The 17,468-nt window shown below is 57.5% G+C and carries 25 protein-coding genes and 1 pseudogene; 12 read left to right on the top strand and 14 right to left on the bottom strand.

Annotation, left to right across the window (positions count from 1 at the left end; translation table 11 throughout):
- The first annotated feature begins 211 nt into the window (after positions 1–211).
- From AAAB16_RS11950 to AAAB16_RS11940, 3 genes are all read left to right on the top strand, one after another.
- A complete protein-coding gene (locus tag AAAB16_RS11950; RefSeq protein ID WP_340663514.1) occupies positions 212–556 on the top strand; it encodes a zinc ribbon domain-containing protein in 345 nt (114 codons plus the stop codon).
- Positions 557–624: 68 nt separating this feature from the next.
- Entirely contained in the window at positions 625–1,257 is a 633-nt protein-coding gene (locus AAAB16_RS11945; RefSeq protein WP_340663513.1) for a hypothetical protein, read from the top strand.
- Between the two features lie 44 nt (positions 1,258–1,301).
- Positions 1,302–1,580 carry a hypothetical protein gene (locus AAAB16_RS11940; protein WP_340663512.1) on the top strand — a complete coding sequence of 93 codons (279 nt, stop codon included), beginning with the start codon at positions 1,302–1,304 and terminating at the stop codon, positions 1,578–1,580.
- 74 nt (positions 1,581–1,654) lie between these two features.
- On the opposite strand, the gene AAAB16_RS11935 is transcribed toward AAAB16_RS11940, so the two are convergent.
- From AAAB16_RS11935 to AAAB16_RS11910, 6 genes are all read right to left on the bottom strand, one after another.
- Positions 1,655–1,903, bottom strand: a complete 249-nt coding sequence (locus AAAB16_RS11935) for a DUF3077 domain-containing protein (RefSeq protein WP_340663511.1) — start codon at positions 1,901–1,903, stop codon at positions 1,655–1,657.
- A gap of 300 nt (positions 1,904–2,203) precedes the next feature.
- A complete protein-coding gene (locus tag AAAB16_RS11930; RefSeq protein WP_340663510.1) occupies positions 2,204–2,305 on the bottom strand; it encodes a YceK/YidQ family lipoprotein in 102 nt (33 codons plus the stop codon).
- Positions 2,306–2,461: 156 nt separating this feature from the next.
- Positions 2,462–2,962 carry a hypothetical protein gene (locus tag AAAB16_RS11925; protein ID WP_340663509.1) on the bottom strand — a complete coding sequence of 167 codons (501 nt, stop codon included), beginning with the start codon at positions 2,960–2,962 and terminating at the stop codon, positions 2,462–2,464.
- Between the two features lie 199 nt (positions 2,963–3,161).
- Complete coding sequence (locus AAAB16_RS11920) at positions 3,162–3,410, bottom strand: DUF3077 domain-containing protein (RefSeq protein WP_340663508.1); 249 nt, start codon at positions 3,408–3,410, stop codon at positions 3,162–3,164.
- A gap of 381 nt (positions 3,411–3,791) precedes the next feature.
- A complete protein-coding gene (locus AAAB16_RS11915; protein ID WP_340663507.1) occupies positions 3,792–4,052 on the bottom strand; it encodes a YceK/YidQ family lipoprotein in 261 nt (86 codons plus the stop codon).
- Positions 4,053–4,115: 63 nt separating this feature from the next.
- Entirely contained in the window at positions 4,116–5,084 is a 969-nt protein-coding gene (locus AAAB16_RS11910) for an alpha/beta hydrolase (protein ID WP_340663506.1), read from the bottom strand.
- A 538-nt stretch (positions 5,085–5,622) separates the two neighbouring features.
- Here AAAB16_RS11910 and AAAB16_RS11905 point away from each other — a divergent pair.
- Positions 5,623–6,030 carry a hypothetical protein gene (locus AAAB16_RS11905; RefSeq protein ID WP_340663505.1) on the top strand — a complete coding sequence of 136 codons (408 nt, stop codon included), beginning with the start codon at positions 5,623–5,625 and terminating at the stop codon, positions 6,028–6,030.
- Positions 6,031–6,184: 154 nt separating this feature from the next.
- Here the strand turns inward: AAAB16_RS11905 and AAAB16_RS11900 are convergent.
- From AAAB16_RS11900 to AAAB16_RS11885, 4 genes and pseudogenes are all read right to left on the bottom strand, one after another.
- Positions 6,185–6,313, bottom strand: a pseudogene (locus AAAB16_RS11900) (cation transporter); the annotation flags it as partial.
- A gap of 131 nt (positions 6,314–6,444) precedes the next feature.
- Positions 6,445–7,473, bottom strand: a complete 1,029-nt coding sequence (gene uvsE / locus AAAB16_RS11895) for a UV DNA damage repair endonuclease UvsE (RefSeq protein WP_340663504.1) — start codon at positions 7,471–7,473, stop codon at positions 6,445–6,447.
- Between the two features lie 362 nt (positions 7,474–7,835).
- The gene (locus tag AAAB16_RS11890) at positions 7,836–10,340 is read right to left on the bottom strand and encodes a glycogen/starch/alpha-glucan phosphorylase (RefSeq protein WP_340663503.1); all 2,505 of its coding nucleotides are present in this window, start codon (positions 10,338–10,340) and stop codon (positions 7,836–7,838) included.
- Between the two features lie 111 nt (positions 10,341–10,451).
- On the bottom strand, positions 10,452–10,853 hold the full coding sequence (locus AAAB16_RS11885) for a DUF2513 domain-containing protein (protein WP_340663502.1): 402 nt from the start codon (positions 10,851–10,853) through the stop codon (positions 10,452–10,454).
- 353 nt (positions 10,854–11,206) lie between these two features.
- Here AAAB16_RS11885 and AAAB16_RS11880 point away from each other — a divergent pair, with 353 nt between their 5' ends.
- Together AAAB16_RS11880 and AAAB16_RS11875 are read left to right on the top strand one after the other, a co-directional pair.
- The gene (locus AAAB16_RS11880) at positions 11,207–11,518 is read left to right on the top strand and encodes a hypothetical protein (protein ID WP_340663501.1); all 312 of its coding nucleotides are present in this window, start codon (positions 11,207–11,209) and stop codon (positions 11,516–11,518) included.
- Positions 11,519–11,740: 222 nt separating this feature from the next.
- On the top strand, positions 11,741–12,106 hold the full coding sequence (locus AAAB16_RS11875; RefSeq protein WP_340663500.1) for a DUF3509 domain-containing protein: 366 nt from the start codon (positions 11,741–11,743) through the stop codon (positions 12,104–12,106).
- 80 nt (positions 12,107–12,186) lie between these two features.
- On the opposite strand, the gene AAAB16_RS11870 is transcribed toward AAAB16_RS11875, so the two are convergent.
- Positions 12,187–12,459, bottom strand: a complete 273-nt coding sequence (locus AAAB16_RS11870) for a hypothetical protein (RefSeq protein ID WP_340663499.1) — start codon at positions 12,457–12,459, stop codon at positions 12,187–12,189.
- 69 nt (positions 12,460–12,528) lie between these two features.
- Complete coding sequence (locus AAAB16_RS11865) at positions 12,529–12,774, bottom strand: hypothetical protein (protein WP_340663498.1); 246 nt, start codon at positions 12,772–12,774, stop codon at positions 12,529–12,531.
- A 183-nt stretch (positions 12,775–12,957) separates the two neighbouring features.
- On the opposite strand from AAAB16_RS11865, the gene AAAB16_RS11860 reads away from it, so the two are divergent.
- On the top strand, positions 12,958–13,503 hold the full coding sequence (locus AAAB16_RS11860) for a hypothetical protein (RefSeq protein ID WP_340663497.1): 546 nt from the start codon (positions 12,958–12,960) through the stop codon (positions 13,501–13,503).
- Between the two features lie 21 nt (positions 13,504–13,524).
- Here the strand turns inward: AAAB16_RS11860 and AAAB16_RS11855 are convergent, their stop codons facing one another.
- A complete protein-coding gene (locus AAAB16_RS11855) occupies positions 13,525–14,253 on the bottom strand; it encodes an amidotransferase (protein WP_340663496.1) in 729 nt (242 codons plus the stop codon).
- Positions 14,254–14,596: 343 nt separating this feature from the next.
- Here AAAB16_RS11855 and AAAB16_RS11850 point away from each other — a divergent pair, with 343 nt between their 5' ends.
- The 5 genes from AAAB16_RS11850 (at position 14,597) to AAAB16_RS11830 (ending at position 16,709) form a co-directional block, all read left to right on the top strand.
- The gene (locus tag AAAB16_RS11850) at positions 14,597–14,728 is read left to right on the top strand and encodes a hypothetical protein (RefSeq protein WP_340663495.1); all 132 of its coding nucleotides are present in this window, start codon (positions 14,597–14,599) and stop codon (positions 14,726–14,728) included.
- Between the two features lie 49 nt (positions 14,729–14,777).
- The gene (gene ptrC, locus AAAB16_RS11845) at positions 14,778–14,978 is read left to right on the top strand and encodes a type III secretion system co-regulatory protein PtrC (protein WP_340663494.1); all 201 of its coding nucleotides are present in this window, start codon (positions 14,778–14,780) and stop codon (positions 14,976–14,978) included.
- A 334-nt stretch (positions 14,979–15,312) separates the two neighbouring features.
- Positions 15,313–15,510, top strand: coding sequence for a hypothetical protein (locus AAAB16_RS11840; protein ID WP_340663493.1), 198 nt, complete (start codon positions 15,313–15,315; stop codon positions 15,508–15,510).
- A 165-nt stretch (positions 15,511–15,675) separates the two neighbouring features.
- Positions 15,676–16,050, top strand: a complete 375-nt coding sequence (locus AAAB16_RS11835; protein WP_340663492.1) for a hypothetical protein — start codon at positions 15,676–15,678, stop codon at positions 16,048–16,050.
- Between the two features lie 302 nt (positions 16,051–16,352).
- Entirely contained in the window at positions 16,353–16,709 is a 357-nt protein-coding gene (locus tag AAAB16_RS11830) for a hypothetical protein (RefSeq protein WP_340663491.1), read from the top strand.
- Positions 16,710–16,871: 162 nt separating this feature from the next.
- On the opposite strand, the gene AAAB16_RS11825 is transcribed toward AAAB16_RS11830, so the two are convergent.
- The coding region (locus tag AAAB16_RS11825) for a phosphopantetheine-binding protein (RefSeq protein ID WP_340663490.1) at positions 16,872–17,468 on the bottom strand (597 nt) is incomplete at its 5' end.

Genomic DNA, 17,468 nt, shown 5'->3' with positions numbered 1-17,468 from the left:
ACCCTCGCCCATCACGATAGTAGCCAGATTTAAACTACTGCAACGCCAGCATTGACGCACACCAGGTATACACTTTGAGAAACGCAGAGTGGCAAATATTTTTGACATTAAGCCGACAAATCTCGAGCATTGTTAATCCGTATAGAGTGAGCGATGTATGGTTCATACGTGTTCCTTCGTACTCCACCTACTACCATTAAAAGGACGTTTTATGCCTCAATACAAATGGACCTGCCTGGCATGCGACCAGTCGAATGAGGCCGGTGCGAGCGCCTGTATAAAGTGCCACTGCCCCTCGACACCCAACGCGACGGAGGTCGAAGCACATAAGGCAATGAACACTTCGACGCAGGGCAAGAAGTATCAGTGCGTAAAGTGCGGGGAAGAGAAATTCGAGGTGGGCGAATCGCGCACGGCAGGCGGTATTCTTTCCAGCATTTTCGAGGTCGAAACCGAGAAATTTTCCTTTGTCGCCTGCGCGCGTTGCGGCTTTACCGAGTTTTATCGCTGCGAGCGCAGTGCACTGCGCACTATCTTTGATTTCGGCCTTAGCTAGGTGAACTCGGCGTAACGCCTAACCCCCGCTAGCTAAGCGTTTGCACTGTAATCCCAGCGAGAAAAATTATGCCTACCCCTTGCAAAGCGACCCTGGCGCTGTTCTGTGCGATGTCGGCAATGTCGGCGCATGCCCGCCCGTTTGCAGAGGTTGATTGCACGCACGCGGCTGAACCCATCTCTGAAAACAAACTCACGTTTAAGAATTCAAAGGAACGGCTTAAAGCACTCTCTTACACGGCAACCGTTTACAGCTACGGCAAAGACGGTCGGCAGGAAGAGCAAATTGCCCAAGTACCCAGGATCGCATTAAAAATGGGAGACGATTGGTTAGCCGGTAGCAATCGAGGTGAATGGGGTGGTGAACTTATGCTTATCGACGCGAAAGGTAATGCCCAGAAAATTATTTCAGACAACATCCGTGATATGTACCCAACCGAGTTTGGAATTGTGGTCGTGGCGGGGCTTTCCCATATGATGTCTAACAGAGGCAAGGTTTATTTGATCACTAAGAACGGCGCATCTTTGGATACTAAAGTTCTGTTCGGGCTTGATGGCGCACCGAAAGACTCCTGGACTACAGCAGAGGGAAAAATATTTATCACCACGAGTTATGGAACTTCAATTATTAAAAAAGACTTCACCCTGCAAAGGGTGCTTTGCAAAGGTCATCAGTATTCTGACTATCGACAAGGGCTGTAAGCAGCGCCCATTCTCTGCACTATAAAGGCAATGGAGTATTAGAGGTGTTTCTGAAAACGCTCTTGGCAATTGTACTAATCACCCTCCCTGCTGCCGTACTTTTTTATGCCGGTATCTTCTCAACATCTTTCAGCCTAAACATGTGCTATTCGGATGTATTGACGAAACTTGGCGCCCGCACTGAGTCGGTTGCAAAGGCTGAAAGCCCGCAAGCTTTAAAAGACTGGGCAGCTTTTATAAATAATCTGCCACTTCGTGGTTATGAAACCGATTGCGCAGAACTACTCAAACTCGTGGAGGCCAATGCGGCACGGGCGAAATAGCTTCGAGCGCCCTGCTCGCCGATAAAAAGGACACTCGCCAAGGTCTCCTCTCTCGCACGAGCGGCTGACAACCTTTAGGCGGCTTTCCTGTGGCTGGCTTTTACCAGCGCCCTGGCAATTTCGCTGAGGTGTTGGATAACGGCGCGTTCCTGGTTTTTGTCGATTAGGGCATCGGCAGCGGCCAGGCTTTCGACGTACCTCATTAGCTGTTCTGCCCGTAGCAGCGCGTCTTCAATGGGCACGCCAGCGTTGACGGAAAACAGCGGGACGCTGTCCATGGTGTCGAAGGGTTGGTTAGTGGTTACTTTGGATATGTCATTCATAACGGGACTCTCACCGTAAGTTTTTGAGACCGCCAGTAATCGTCGCCAAACGATTGGGGTGGCAGCTGTACGCAGGTTGGCGAGCCGGTCTAATAGAGTCACCGGCATACCCGAAGGCATCCCACGCACAGCCGCCATAGCTGAGCGTCAGGCGCAAAAAATAGAGCCGACTTGCGGCCTGTGGCAACTGCTTTTTTAGGCTTATCGCGTGCGTGGGAAATGTCGCGCGTAGGGTGTGCCGGTCCGCGTTCGGTGTGCGCACCAATGGGATTACGCGGTTATTCCTGCTGCGCCACCTTTTCATGTTTTCTGATTAAACAGGGTGTAAGGCAAAAACAACGTATCGGCCACCACGCTAAACGGCAGATCAAACAGCGCCAGCGGCGCCAACACCTGAACCACCCCGGCGCTCTAATCGCCCAACGCCGAAGTCACTTCAATATCGCTAGCCGACCAGCAATACGGCCGCGGCCCACAACGGGCTGAGTCGTCAAAGGTTTCGATATTTGTGTCGTCGCATTAGAGAGGCAATGTGAGGCTGAAGCACCTGCACGTGCCTCAGCGAGCGCGGCTCTGGCGGTGGTGCTCGGCCAACGCCCGAGCCAGCGTGCGGGGGTTGTAGCTAAGCCCACCCAACGCCACCGTGTAATCCGCGCCTTGGAAAAGCCGCCGCGTTTTGCTGATTAACCCACTTCGAGCAGTCGCCGCATTGGCGACAAATTTCACCAGAATGAGTTGCTCATCTGGGTCCACTTTGACGCTTTCGATGTCCTGCCACGCGAGCAAGCCGGCTCCGCGTCTGTCCGTCACCCCGCTTGCGTCAATGATTACGGCGGGCTGCAGGTCATAAAGCGCCTCAAGCACGGCTTTACCGAAGGTGCCGCCCACGCAAAACGTTCCGAACGCCATAAAGCCTGCTATCCACCTCACCAGGCGCTCGTCGGCCGCCCCTATCAAGAACAACGAATAGGCACAGGTGCCCACCATTAGCAGCGTAAACGGCAGAGAGAAAACAAGCATCCAACGGCGCCGACGTAACAGAACCGGGTTGAGCGACATGTAGGCAGACACCTGGCTAATGGAAAGGCAATTGCCGCTTTCAATTTAATGGCTGATCAGCGGAGGGCCGATTGCGGCTGGCGGGTGCCCATCATAAACGCGGCCGTGCGCGCACTGCTCGCTCGCCTTGCTGTTGAGTACATACGCCCATAAAAAAGGAGACCTAGGTCTCCTTCTACGCACGCGCGGCTAACAACCTTTAGGCGGCTTTTCCGTGGCTGGCTTTTACCAGCGCCTTGGCCATTTCGCTGAGGTGTTGGATAACGGCGCGCTCCTGGTTTTTGTCGATTAGCGCGTCGGCAGCGGCCAGGCTTTCGACGTACCTCATCAACTGCTCTGCCCGCAGTAGCGCGTCTTCAATGGGCACGCCAGCATTCACGGAAAACAGCGGGACGCTGTCCATGGTGTCGAAAGGTTGGGTGGTGGTTACTTTGGAGTTGTCGTTCATAGATGGATCTCGTCGTTAAGTTTCAGAGACCGCCATTACTCGTCGCCAAACGAATAGGGTGGCAGCTGTACGCAGGTTGGCGAACCGGACGACGAGCCGGCATACCCGAAGGTATCCCGCGCACAGCCGCCATAGCTAAGCGACAGGCGCAAAAAAAGCGCCTGCATCTTAGTGATTGGCGCTGATGCGCCGTCGTCTGGGTCGCCAAACCCAATCGCTGATATGCAGCGACGGCGGGACTATAGAGCTGGCTTGCGGCCTATGGCAACGGCTTTTTACGGCTTATCCCATGCTTGGGAAATATCGTCCGTAGGGTGTGCCGGTCCGCGCTCGGTGTGCGCACCAATGGGATTACGCGCTTTACCCTGCTGCGCCAGCTTCTCAGGGGTTCTGGTTAAACAGGGTGTAAGGCAAAAACAACGTATCGGCCACCACGCTAAACGGCAGATCAATCAGCGCCAGCGGCGCCAGCACCTGAAACACCCCGGCGTTCTCCTCGCCCAAGGCCGAAATCACTTCAATATCGGTAGCCGATCCGCAATACGGCCGCGGCCCACAACGGGCCGAGTCGTCAAAGGTTTCGGCCATCGTTGAACACCCGCTCAAAAGCACCAGTGCCGCCGCCGCTGCAATACGCCGCATAACGCGTTCCTTGTATAAGAGGCGCGGGACTCTAGCACGCCCGCTTCAACCCAACCGGACCCGTTAGACGTTGTTTATCAACCGCTGGCTAATCCATTGCCGGCCATGGGCCAACACCTTATCGGCCATCACGGTGGGGAAATGGATAAAGCCATGGGGGGCGTCCGGCAGCACATGCACTTCAACAGCGGCGACGTGTTGCCAGCGCTCGGCAAGTTCGCGGGTGTCGTCGCGCAGAGGGTCAAGCTCGCCGGTCACCATCAGTGGCGGGGGCAAACCGCTCAGGTCGCCGTACAGCGGTGAGAGCGGCGGCTGGCGGCGTTGTTCGTCAGTCAGGTCGGGGGTGAGCAGGCGCAGTGCGGCGACCATGCCGGGGCCGTCCAATACCAATGTATCCGGCCCAGCGGCGCGCACGCTGGCGGTGCCGGTCAGGTCGTAGACGCCGTAGTACAGCAGCGCCCCGCTTACCCGTTGCAGCAACTGCGGCCAGGCTTTCAGCCCTAGCAATGTGGCCACGGCCAGGTGCCCGCCTGCCGATTCGCCGACGACAATCACGGGAAGCCCCGCAAACTCTTCACAGTCACCAAGCAGCCAGCGCGCCGCTGCCAGGCAGTCGGCCATCAGCCCTTCGATGGGCGTGGTGGTGGCCAGCCGGTAGTCGACCGACACCACCGCCACGTCGCACGCCTTGGCCATCGCCAGGTTAAAGCCATCGTTCATTTGCGCGTTGCCGATTACCCAGCCGCCACCGTGGAAGTCGAGCACCACCCCTTTGGCTTTGCCGCTGGGGCGGATGATGCGCACCGGCACCGGCCCTTCAGGCGTGTTCACTGACTGGTGTTCGGCCACCAGGCCATGGCGCTCGAGTTTATCTGGCCCGGCGATCTGGCTAACGCGCAACAGCGATTGAATTAAGAACGGCGCTAGCCGATTGCGGATTCGAAAGCGCGGTACCCAGGCGAGCTTCTGGTTAAAGCGCTCCACCTGCGCCCGCTCCCGTTCGGTAAATGACCAAGGTTGGTTAGGCTGCACTGGCGGCTTGCTCCTCAGATAACGAGTGGGCGGCAGTTCAATGGCTACGCCCCTTATGCATACGAAGCCAGAGGCTTGGAAAAGTGCTGTAGGTATTCATTGATCACGGCAGGGAGGCTGCGCTCATACCCTCGGGCGCTGTGCATACGGCAGCGGCCTGGGCGTTGATCGTTATGACGCGTCTTTTAAACACGACGGCTTGTTTGGCGGCGATGTAAGCGGCTCGGGCCGAGGGGTTGCGTAGGTTGGGTTGAGCACCGCGAAGCCCAACTTAAGCCACTCAACGGACCATAAGCGCGGGCTGCACAACCTTGAGCTTCGCCGTGCTCACCAAAAACGCCTGCATTGCCACTGCAAGACCTGCGCGCCAGGTAGCAACGTTATGCCCCTGGCGCGACTTGCCTGGCACTCATGCCGACAACAAAAAACCCCGCTTATGGCGGGGTTCTTGGCGAGCTAAACACGATGCCAATTCCATCCCCTTCTGCCCCGCCGTTTCCTTTTACAATCGCGCTCTTATTTCTTTCGAGCACTTACCGTGGCGCGTCTATTTGCTTTGCTGTTTTTGCTTCCTGGCTTGGCTGCCGCAGCAGCGCCTGCGCTAGAAAATACTGAGCTGTACAGCAAAATGGTCAGCGATTGCCACGATGTGGATCTGGCCACTTGGAAGCACCCTACCCGCGCGGTTTTGGAGAAAAACGCCATCCCGATTGAGCGTGTGCAGCTGTGCAATGGTGGGCACTATCCGATTTTTCACGTGCAGCTGCCGTACGATCCGCAGGGGCAAACTAAGGACTTTTTTATTCCGCTGTATGAGCAAATGCGTAAAGCCAACGGTAAATGGCCTTACGCGTTTGTCGCCAGCAATGACGCGCAGGTGCTGTATATCAGCTACCGCGATAACGGCACTATTGCGATGGATTACGAGTTTTACGCGGTGCCGTAAATCACGCTTACCGTTGTGCCGCAGGTTGCTTGACCTGCGCCCTTCCCCGCTTAAACCGCGCGAAATTCTACCGTCAGGTGGCTGACTTCATGCACGGGTTTTAGCCGTTCAAGAATGCTTTCGGCGCTGGCTGTCGCGTGGCCAAGCACGTTGACATGGCGAGCGCCACCAGGCCAAGAATCAGCGCTGAGGCGAAACCACCCAGGTCGCCCACTTTGCCCGTGCCAAAGCTGTAGCGCGCGCTGGTGGCATGGCGTTTGGCGTAGCTGTAAGCGGCTGCGGCGCTGCATGGCGAACGGCACGTTGCCATCGGTTTGCGTAGGTTGAGTTGAACCCGAGGTGAAGCCCAACGGTGTGGGTCGACGAATAGTTACCAGCGGACTACGGGGTGATCCTTGTTGGGCTTCGCTGCGCTCAACCCAACCGACGCTCTACCTGCGCGTAGAACTCCAGGCTTGCGACATTCTTGTCTTTGGCTTCAAGCATGATGTCGAAGCGGTCGAGAAACTGCGCGGCATAGGTGTTGGTGCAGTGGTTCCACATGCGGTCGCTGTGGGCGTAGAGGTCGCGTTTGCTCACGACCTTCAGCAGGGCTTCCATTTCCAGTTTCTGTTCGGCGGCAAAGCCCAGGGTTTGCAGGCTTTCGACCGGTTGCGAGTAGTGCATGGTCGGGCGCACGCCGCGCCAGCTGTCGATGACGCGTTGCACCCGCGGTGCATCGGGGGCGATGTACTCGCCCTCGTGAATCCATAGGTGGTGAATGTCTAGCACCACCGGCGCCAGGTCGGCCATTTGCAGGCAGTCGTCGAGGCCGTAGGTTTTTTCGTCGTTTTCAAAGGTGATGCAGTTGCGCGCCACTTCCGACAGCCGCGGCCAGATCGACCGCGTGCCTTCTACGCCTAAGCGCCCGGCGATATGCACGTTGCATTTAAGGTCTTGAAAGCGCCGGCCGTAGCCCATCATGCGGATCATGTCGGCGTGGTATTCAAACTCGGCCAGGCTGTTTTCCACCACGCCGGGGTTTTCTGAGCCGAGTACGCAGTATTGGCCGGGGTGAAAGGACAAACGAATGTCGGCTGAACGCGCCAGTTCGCCAATGGCGGCGAAGCCGTCGATAAGCTGTTGGGCGATGGCGGGGTCTTGATAGACGTGGTGCACTTTGGCGTGGCTGTAGAACGGCAGTAAGTCGCTGCTTAGCCGCAGCATGCGCAAGGTGGGCGGCAGTTGCGCGACGTAGGCCAGCAAGCGCAATTGTGCAGCCAGGTTGTGGGTAACCACTTCCACCAGCTTTTCCCGCGCCTCGGCGGGCGTGACGGATTCCATCCAGCGCAATGTTGTCGTGCGCGGGTTGAAGGGGCCTTCGATCAGTTTTAGCGCCGTTGGCGAGAGGTCACGGTCGGGGTGTTTGTATTGGCAGACGAAGCCGATGCGGGGGTGGGTCATAGCAGCTCTGGCACTGTAAAGAGGTCGTTGGCGCGCACCTGGATTCCCGCCTTCGCGGGAAAGACGGGGTGTTTTCCGGTAACTCCGTCATCCCCGCGCAGGCACGGATTCGAGGTTGTGGCGCAAGAGCCTACGGGAAACCAGGAGGGATGGCACGTGGGTTTATGTCGCTTATGCGTACCTGGGTTCCCGCCTTCGCGGGAATGACGACGTACTTTCCAGCAACTCCGTCATCCCTGCGTAGGCAGGTATTGGGGTTCCTGCCCTCGCGGGAGCGACGGGGTATTTTCCAGTAACTCCGTCATCCCTGCGTAGGCAGGGATCCAGGGTTGGCGCCTCCGCGGGAGCGACGGGTTAGTCCGCTACTTGCTTTTCTTCGCCGGCGGCATGGCTTTCCAGATGTCTTCGGCATATTCGCGAATGGTGCGGTCGGAGGAGAACCAGCCGGTGCGCGCGGTGTTGAGCACGGCTGAGCGCCACCACAGGTCCGGCTGCTTCCACAGTTCATCAACGCGGCGCTGGGCATCCCAGTAGGCGTCGAAGTCGGCGCAGAGCATGTAGCGGTCGTGGTGCACCAGGCCGTCAATCAGGCCGACGTAGCGTTCGGTGTCATCAGGGGAGAACACGCCTTTGCTGATGGCTTCCAGCGCGCCGTTCAGGCGTTCCGACTGTTTGATCACGTGAATGGTGTCGTAGTCGCCGGTGTGCATGCGCCCTTTCACTTCCTGAGCGGTCATGCCGAAGATAAACATATGTTCTTCGCCGATCAGTTGGCTCATTTCCACATTGGCGCCGTCGAGCGTGCCGATGGTCAAAGCGCCGTTAAGGGCGAATTTCATATTGCTGGTGCCAGAGGCTTCCATGCCGGCCGTGGAGATCTGTTCAGACAGGTCAGCAGCCGGAATGATGCATTCGGCCAGGCTGACGTTGTAGTTAGGGATAAACACCACTTTCAGCAGGCCACGCACGGTGGGGTCGGCGTTGATGGTGCGGGCGATGTCGTTGGCCAGTTTGATGATCAACTTGGCTTGGTAGTAACTGGCGGCGGCCTTGCCGGCGAAGATTTTTACCCGTGGCACCCAGTCGGTGGTGGGGTCGTTACGGATGGCTTGGTACAACGCCACGGTATGCAGCAGGTTAAGCAACTGACGTTTGTATTCGTGAATCCGTTTGACCTGCACGTCAAAGATGGCTTCGGGGTTGAGGTCGATGTTCAGCCGTTCTTTTACCAAGCGCGCCAGGGCTACTTTGCTGTGTTGGCGCTGGGCGATGAACTGTTTGCGGAACGCCGGTTTGTCGGCAAAGGGTTCGAGTTTGACCAGCGAGGTTTCCGGGCTGTCGAGCACGCCTGGGCCGATGGTGTCGATCAGCAGTTGGGTCAGCGCCGGGTTGGTTTGGTACAACCAGCGGCGAAAGGTGACGCCGTTGGTTTTGTTGCGGATGCGGTCTGGATAGAGCTTGTGCAAGTCGCGGAAAACTGTTTCGCGCATCAGCTCGGTATGCAGTGCGGAAACGCCGTTAATGCTGTGGGAACCGAGGAATGCCAGGTTACCCATGCGCACACGGCGGCCATTGTCTTCATCGATCAATGACACCGAGCGCAGCAGGTCGAAGTCATGGATGTCTTTGGCCCGCAGCGAGTCGATATGGTAGGCGTTGATCAGGTAGATGATCTGCATATGCCGCGGCAGCAGGCGTTCCATCAACGAAACCGGCCACGACTCCAGCGCTTCGGGCAGCAAGGTGTGGTTGGTGTAAGACAGGGTCGCCACCGTCAACTCCCAAGCCTGGAACCATTCGATGCGGTACACGTCGACCAACTGGCGCATCAGCTCGGCCACGGCGATGGCCGGGTGGGTGTCGTTGAGCTGAATGGCTACTTTGTCTGGCAGTGAGTGAATATCGCCGTGCAGGCGCATATGCCGGTGCAACAAGTCTTGCAGCGAGGCGGAAACAAAGAAGAATTCTTGGCGCAAACGCAGTTCTTGGCCGGCTTCGGTGCTGTCGGCTGGGTACAGCACGCGGGAAATACTTTCGGCACGTACCACGTCGGCAACGGCGCCGAGGTGATCGCCGGCGTTAAAGCGTTCCAGTTGCAGGTCTTCCAGGGCCCGCGCCCGCCATAGGCGCAGGGCATTGACACCGGCGCGGCGCCAGCCCACTACCGGGGTGTCGTAGGCGATGGCGCGGATAATTTCATTGGGTTGCCAGTGTTGGCGCGGCACGTCGTTGCGCTCGGTAACGGTGTTTACACTGCCGCCAAAGCCGATGTTGTAGCTGACCTCCGGCCGCTCGAATTCCCAGGGGTTGCCGAAGTCGAGCCAGGTTTCGGTGTGCTCGTGTTGCCAGCCATCGCTGATCACCTGTTTGAACAGGCCGTGTTCGTAGCGGATGCCGTATCCGTGGCCGGCGATATTTAGCGTGGCCATGCTTTCCATAAAGCACGCGGCTAAGCGACCCAAACCGCCGTTACCCAAGGCGGCGTCGGGCTCAACCTCGCGGATGCGCTCAATATCGACATCCAACTCCGCCAACGCCAGGCGCGCCGTTTCCAACAGGCCGAGGTTGCTCAGGCAATCGACCAGCAGGCGACCGATCAAAAACTCCAACGACAGGTAGTACACGCGTTTCTGCGGTTTGCGGTCGATGCGCGCTTCGGACTCTTCCCAGTTGTCCACCAGGTGGTCGCGGGCCGCCAGGGCGATGGCTTCAAACCAGTCGTGGATATAGGCGTTGGCGGGGTCTTTACCGACGGCGTATTTGAGTTTGGCCAGGATGCTTTGCTTAAAGGCCTGAACGTCTGGCGTGCTGGCTTCGGCTTGCGTGGAAGAGTTGGAAGCATCGTGCGATTTGCGATCGGCGGACATGGGGCGTGCCTCGGTCAGAGAATTTGAACACGAGTGAATGCAGCAGCCATTCGGCAGCACTGGGCTGCCGACGCTACCGGGTGAGTAATAGCGGCCGTATCAGTTGCCGTATCAGTTAAAGACGGCGTCGTTCTGCGCATGCCGGGAAACACTCAGGGCGCTGCCACTTTCGCTGGGGTACATGGCCATGGTGGATTTGAGCGCATCAATGGTAATGCCGCCCAGGTGCTCGATAAGGAAGGCTTTTTTCACCATCCATAGGCCTTCGTCGCGGATCAGGTCGAGCAGGTCATGCCCCGTGAGCGTCAGGGATTTACCGATACGCACCAACTCGCCACTGAGTGGGCGATGGTCTGCACACTCGACCAAGCCGGCCTGTTCAAGCAGGTGCAGGTGATAGGCGACGCTATCGCTGGAGTGCTCAGCGGTACTAAGGGGGAAAAAGTGGTGGCCTTTGTCCAAGGCTTCAATCTCCAACAGCATTTCCCTGACCAGCTCCCAATCTCTCTTCATTACCGTGCTCCTCGTCCCCGAATGCTGTTTTTCAGTCCCCTGCCGCGCAGCGGATAAGCAAGGCGCAGGGCAGGCAAATTTGCGGGGGCGTGCGTTTAAAACCCAAACCAGTCGGCCATAAAGGCCGCGCAAGGCTGGTGCTTGAGCGCTTGGCGCAGCGCCTCCCTTGAGGATAGGTGTGTATTTGGGCGCCAGAGTTCAACAATTTTGCCCACGCAAATTACCGTCTGCGGAAAAACCTGAACTCTGGCCAGCGCCCCCTGCTCAGAACCTGTAACAGGCCTGCGACAGCCAGGCAGCGACCGCAGTATCTAACTGATAAGAACTAGTTAACTGATAAGAGGAGCACACCCATGGCCAACCCTGGTTACCTCGAACGCTTGCTCGCTGTGGCGGGGGGCGTTTTGCTGATCCGCAAAGGCATGGCGATTAAAGGTGTGCTCGGCGCCGCAGACATTGTGCTGGGCTCGGTAGCGATTTATCGCGGCCTGGGGCGCGCCCGCAGTGAGCTGCCGCCGGCTTATCAGCTTAAGCATTTGCCAGAAGTCGCCCAACGAGTGCCGCGTAAAGCCGTGCGTCGCGGCTATCAACCGCAAGTGTTTGAACATGACGAATTGGGCCCCGATGTGCCAGTGAAAACACCGTTTCAACAGCCATTTAGCTAGGCAGCGATGGTTTGGTGCGCACAGCACACCCTGGGTTGCGCGTCGGGGGCGAGGCCACCATGCATTTTGCAAGGTGGCTTTTTGCTCATCATGCAAAGTGCACGAGCGAAGCGGTTTTATAAAATAATATCCTATTGATTTATATAGATTTTTTACTAAATAAATTCTGGCACGGCATCTGCTCTATGTACTCCACCTGAAAAGAATCGTGGAGTACACGGAATGCAACTGGCCATAAAAGAATTCTTCGACGCCTTTCCACAACACACCGTCGCGATCAAACCGCGCCCCGACGGCTCGTTGCTGCTGTCGCTGGCAAGCGAGAATGGCAAGCCACTGTGTAAGGCAATTAAAAGCGAAGAGCTCCTGAGCCCGGTGCGCATGCAAACGCTGATTCGCGAACTGCACCGTGAGATCAAAATTGAAGCGGGTCTGCTGCGCTGGCGTGGCGATGACGCCGCCTGGGTTGAGCGTGACTTGCCTACCTACGTTGAAGGCCCAATTCACGTGACCAAGGCAAAAACCCTGGCGCGCCGCTCCAATCAGGAATTGCGTCAACGCCGGGCGCAAAAGGCTGTGGCCTGCTAAAACGCGGTGTCGCCAACGCCAAATATGCAAAAGCCCGAGGCGCAAACCTCGGGCTTTTTGGTGTCTGCCGTGGACCCAACCTATAGCGCCGAGCTTTCATCTTCGGGGCTGGTATTTTCGGGGCTGGCATTGCGGCTGCTACGCCGCAGCAGAACAACATCAGTAAGGTCCACGCCACAGGCACGCATCCATTCCAACACAGGTTGCCCCGCCACCTTGTTGACCGGCGGCTTCTCACCAAACACCTCCGTCACCGCACGAAACGCCACCACCTGAATATTGGGGACCGTGCGTGCCTGTAACTTCAAATGGCGTTCGACGTTGTTGTACCTGTAGGTGACCAGCCAGTCCATAAAGCGGACCCCGTTTGTTTCGGCAGTAAGACATGACTATAGCCGGTGGATAAGAACGCTTCGTCGAGGCTACTGCTGTGTGACTGTGTCGGCATTTTTCTTGAGGCCGCGGCAGTTCATGGCGCACAGGCAAAACTGCAGCAGGATTAACGCGTAAGCGTTGCTGTGCAGCCCCCAGATCACCCACAGCACGTTGCTGGCGATAAATACCCAGAACCCCGCCATACGTCGCCGCGCGTTTTGCGCGCCGATCAGCCAGGCGGCCAACACGGTTACCACCATGGCGGGCCATTGCAATAAATCGAGATAGTCCATGGTTACGCTTATTCCTGGGAGATAGTCTCCGACGGCAAACGCTCGCCGCTGAGCGGTGACTATTTGCCGCCCAGCGCCACCGAAAAATCAGTACAAAACACTATAAATCAACTACATAAAAGCTTGGCATAGCCTTTGCTGTAGCACCCATTCACTCGAATGGTCATGCGAAGGACACGCCCCATGAGCACCATCGCTTCCCTTGGCGCCTATGCCGCCCAGCTCTGGCATACCCGCGCCAATCCTAATAACAAAGAGCAGTTCAACCTCCCCGCTGACGAACAAGCCAGCGCCCAAAGCGCGGCTGCTGCCAAGGCCGCGAATGCCGATTTCGCCATTAACAATACCGGCGACTTCGATGCAGAGGCCTTCGCCAAGCTCAAGCTAGCGCTCAGCGGGATTGCCAGCGCAGGCATGTCCAGTTCTGACAGCGCCAGCAGCGAAATGAGCGCAAACGATAGCGCCAAGACGGGCAAAACCGCCTCGCAAGAATTCCACGAATGGATGGATATGACGCCCGGTGAAAAGCTGCGCGCGTCCATTCTGGAAGAGCTGGGCATTAGCGAAGAAGACCTGGCGAATATGACCCCAGAAGCGCGGCAGAACGTGGAAGCCGGTATTGCCGAAAAGGTGCAGACGTTGTTTGCCAAGCAAGCAGAAGAAAACCAACGCCACTACCGCAGTGAACATGGCGATAGCGAGCAGGCGTTGGTTAACGTAAGCGTGTGAAGTCCGTAGGGCGTGCCGATATCAGGCTAACTGCCCCGCTTTATCCTGCGCGACAAAGCGCATCATCCATTCCGCCACCGCCGCGCCGTGGTGGTCGTGCTGCAGGCTGTCGATACCGGTTTTGTAAATCTGCTCGCCCAAGTGTTGCTGACGAATATCGAGCAAGGCCCGCGAGTAGTCGTGAATAAACTCCGGGTGGCCTTGGAAGCACAGCACTTGGTCGTTGATGCGGTACGCCGCAATTGGGCAGAACTCGCTGGAGGCAATCACGGTAGCGTCTTTGGGCAACGCGGTGACCTGGTCTTGATGGCTGATCAAGAGGGTCAGCTCGTCCATCGCCGGGCTCATCCAGCTTGGCTGCTCAGCCACCTGGTAGCGATGGGTGCCCACGCCCCAACCTTGATGAGCGCGCTCACTTTTGCCGCCCAGCAGCAAGGCCAGCAGTTGGTGACCAAAGCAGATACCCAGCAGTTTGTCGCCGCGTTGATAGCGGTCGAGCAGGTAAGTTCTCAGGGTTTCAATCCACGGGTCAGTGCCAAAGGAATCGGCTTTGCTGCCGGTTACTAGGTAGGCGTCGAAACGTTCGTCATCTGCGGGGTAGTTGCCTTCGACCACGTTGTACTTGCTGAACGTGGCGGCGAGCGGCTGGCGGGCGAACAATTGTTCGAACATCGAGCCATAGCTTTGATATTGCTCAACCAGTTCTGGACGCAGGATGTCTGTTTCCAGAATGCAGATACGTAACGACATAAGGGATTTCCTGAAGCGATGTAGGTAGAGGCCAGCTGTTTGTTTTATTTAACACAGCGGCGCGCGCAAAGAAACCTATAAACAGATCCCTGTGGCGCTTTCCTAGTTTTTTCTGCTTTGTCTAAGCGATCCGACACGCGCCGCACTCGTCAATAAAATTTTACGCGGCGGATACTTTATTGAGCACGCTCCCCTTCGCCATATCCGCCGGTTGATAGCGGCGCTTCGTTGTATCAGCCGCTTCGATAGTCACCATGCCGCCCATTCACTTCTGGCAATGGCGCTACTCGGCAATCATGCGACCCATCGGGCAACACCGCCCACCACAGATGAGGAAATCGCCATGAACAAATTCGGAGCTATCGCCAGCCTGGTTGCCGCCTCGGCCTTCGCCAGCCACTTGAACGCAGAACTGTATCGCAGCGCGGATAAAAACCCGGCGCCAGCGCAGGCCAGCAAAAAAGACACCAAGTAAGCAAGCGCAGGTAACAACTCAGCAACCGCAGGAAATCAGGGAGAACACCATGGGCAGCATGTTTAGCGAAACCGGCAAAAACGTATACGGCGTGACCTACGCCACGCTGGACGAAACCGGTCTGCACTTTGAGTCGGAGCTGGCCATCCAGTTGCTCGACGGCGCCATGGTAACCCTGAAAATGCCGACCCACCTCAGCGAACGCCAAGCCATCAGCCAACTGGTGGCCGACGCTGGCTGCAACGCTTAACGGCAAGGAATCCGCTCATGAGCATGACCGCGAAATATGTGCGCAACGGCGCCTGGGCCGGCGTCGGGTTTTACCTGATTGGCACGGTTGCCCTGCTGGCGTTGACCACGCACTAACCCAAAGCCTGGTTTGCACGGTGGTGTGCGCCTCGAACGCGGACCGCCACACCCTATTGGCGAACGCGCTTGGCGTAGGGTGTGCACGACCTGCAACACACCTTGAGCGACGCTGCTGCGTGGTAACCGCGCCACTACAAACGCCTACAATTGCACCCTCGTACTCACCCCGTTACTCTTCGCGCTGCGGCGTAGTGAGCGGCGAACAGGGAGCGGCAATGAATAACGTGCATGTCGAGTATGTAAAGCTACGCGGGCAGCAATGCTGGCGTGTGCGCATCGGCTACCGGGGCGTGACCTTTGCCGAAGAACTAGCCGCCCGCACCTTCGCCGCTCAACTGCACCAACGCCTGGCTTGGCTGCGTGCCAAAGAAACCGACACGCACGGTCCGCAGGACGACGACACGCTGTTCTAAAGCCGCTACCGTCACCCCCAGTCACCTGAAAAAAGTCTGTTCTCGCGGAATAATCCCTTCTTTTTCTCGGACACGTTGGCCTATTTAAGGCGGAAGGGTCTGCTTATCTGCTGCCGCTCAGTTGCCTCACCATCAGGGCTCATTGCACCTGATGGAGTAAACTCAATGACTGCGAAAACTTCCCGCATGGCGTGCATTCTACCGAGCCTGGCTGCCCTCGCTGTGTTGAGCGCCCTCCCCACCGCCGCCAACGCCACCGCGTGTGGCGTTGGGCGAATTCTTATGCTGCAACTGGCAAGTGGGAGGTCAAGCGAGGTGCGCGTCGTGACGGCCTCCATGCCCAGCAATCACTCGCTAGTGTTCCGCACCAACGGCCAATGGGCCACGCAAATCTGGTACGACAACGAAACTCGCTGGAGCGACCGCCTCAGGGTGTTGCGTACAGCATTTGCCCTGGGCCAAACGGTGCAAATAACCAGTAAAGACCCTAACTGCATGGGGCCCTCTGACGAGTTCACCATCAACGTCACAAACCCCTGATCGCCCGTTCTCCCGTCTACTGACACGCGCTGAGACAACAATCTGCAACGCCTGATGCCCACGCATATCAGGCGTTTTTTATGTCCGATGGTCGATCCCTGCGCTCCGCTCACCGCGTCGTCTCTAACATCATTTTTGCCGGATATATCTGCAGGCCATGCACGCCACGTAACACGCCGCAGGGAGAAGCGACCTCTTATTACCGGCAACGCACGCGGTCACCATCAACGCTCATTGACGCTGATGGAGTAACTGCAATGTCTAAAGGTCCTTCTTCCAACGCCAGGTTAAAAAGAGCCGTAATGTTGTCCTTGGCCGCTACCCTGATTGCCTCGCCGGTAATTGCCCTCGCGGATACCGCTTGTGAGCAAGGGCGGATCACCTTTATGGAACTCAGAGACGGTGGCGATAACAGTGTCTTGGTTAGCACCGATAAAAGTCCCGCCGGCAGCTGGCTAAAAGCGGTTTCGCTCAAAGGCAGGTCAGCCACCGAGATTTGGTACAAAGCCAGCGACACCCGCTGGCGTGACCGCCTATCTTTTTTACGCATGGCGTTCTCCCTGCAACTGCCGGTAAAAATCTCCAGCTACGACGACAACTGCATGGGTAATACCGATGAGTTCACGATTACGGTGTGCACCGTCGATGGTCCGTGCTGATAAGCACACTAGCTCTTGGTGAAAAATGATCACGGCCAGCGCGCCTATCCGCTCAGCGCACACATCGCGGCGTTGAATAACCACCAAGGTCGGCCCGTCCGCGTACGGTGCACGCAGCACCCTCTACGCGGATAGGCATACCCCTACCTCAGCAACCCAGGCTTACATAGCCTCCAGCCTGGCCATCAAATCACTCACCCGCTCGGCCTTGTGCTCCGTCAGCGCCGCGCTATCCAGGCTGGCGACATACTCGGCCAGCTCCGCCACCGAGCTGCATTCAAACATCGCCCGCAGCGGTACGTTGCGTTGCAGCACCTTTTGCAGCCGCGAGGCGATCTGCGTGGCCAACAGCGAATGCCCGCCCAGTTCAAAGAAGTTGTCGTGCACGCCCACCCGTTCAACCTTCAACACCTGCGCCCAAATATCGGCCAGTTGCTGCTCCAACTCATTGCGCGGCGCTTGATAGGCCTGCCCGGGCAATGCGCCAAACTCCAGCGCCGGCAGCGCTTTGCGGTCCAATTTGCCGTTGGCGTTAAGCGGCATACGCTCAAGCACTTGCCAGTGCAGCGGCACCATATAGTCGGGCAGTTCGCTGCGCAGGCGCTGTTTGATCTGTTCAAACCACAGGCTATGTTCCAACACCTGCGCACCGGGTGAAGCGGCGCTCTGCGCGCTGCTGGCGACCAGATAACCCACCAGGTACTTGCCAGTCGGCCCCTCCTGCACCGCCACCGCAGCCTCGCGGATGTGCGCCTGCTC

Origin of the sequence: Pseudomonas sp. (assembly GCF_037994325.1) — a bacterium.
Classification (GTDB): Bacteria; Pseudomonadota; Gammaproteobacteria; order Pseudomonadales; family Pseudomonadaceae; genus Aquipseudomonas.
This window is presented reverse-complemented; position numbering and strand designations above follow the sequence as displayed.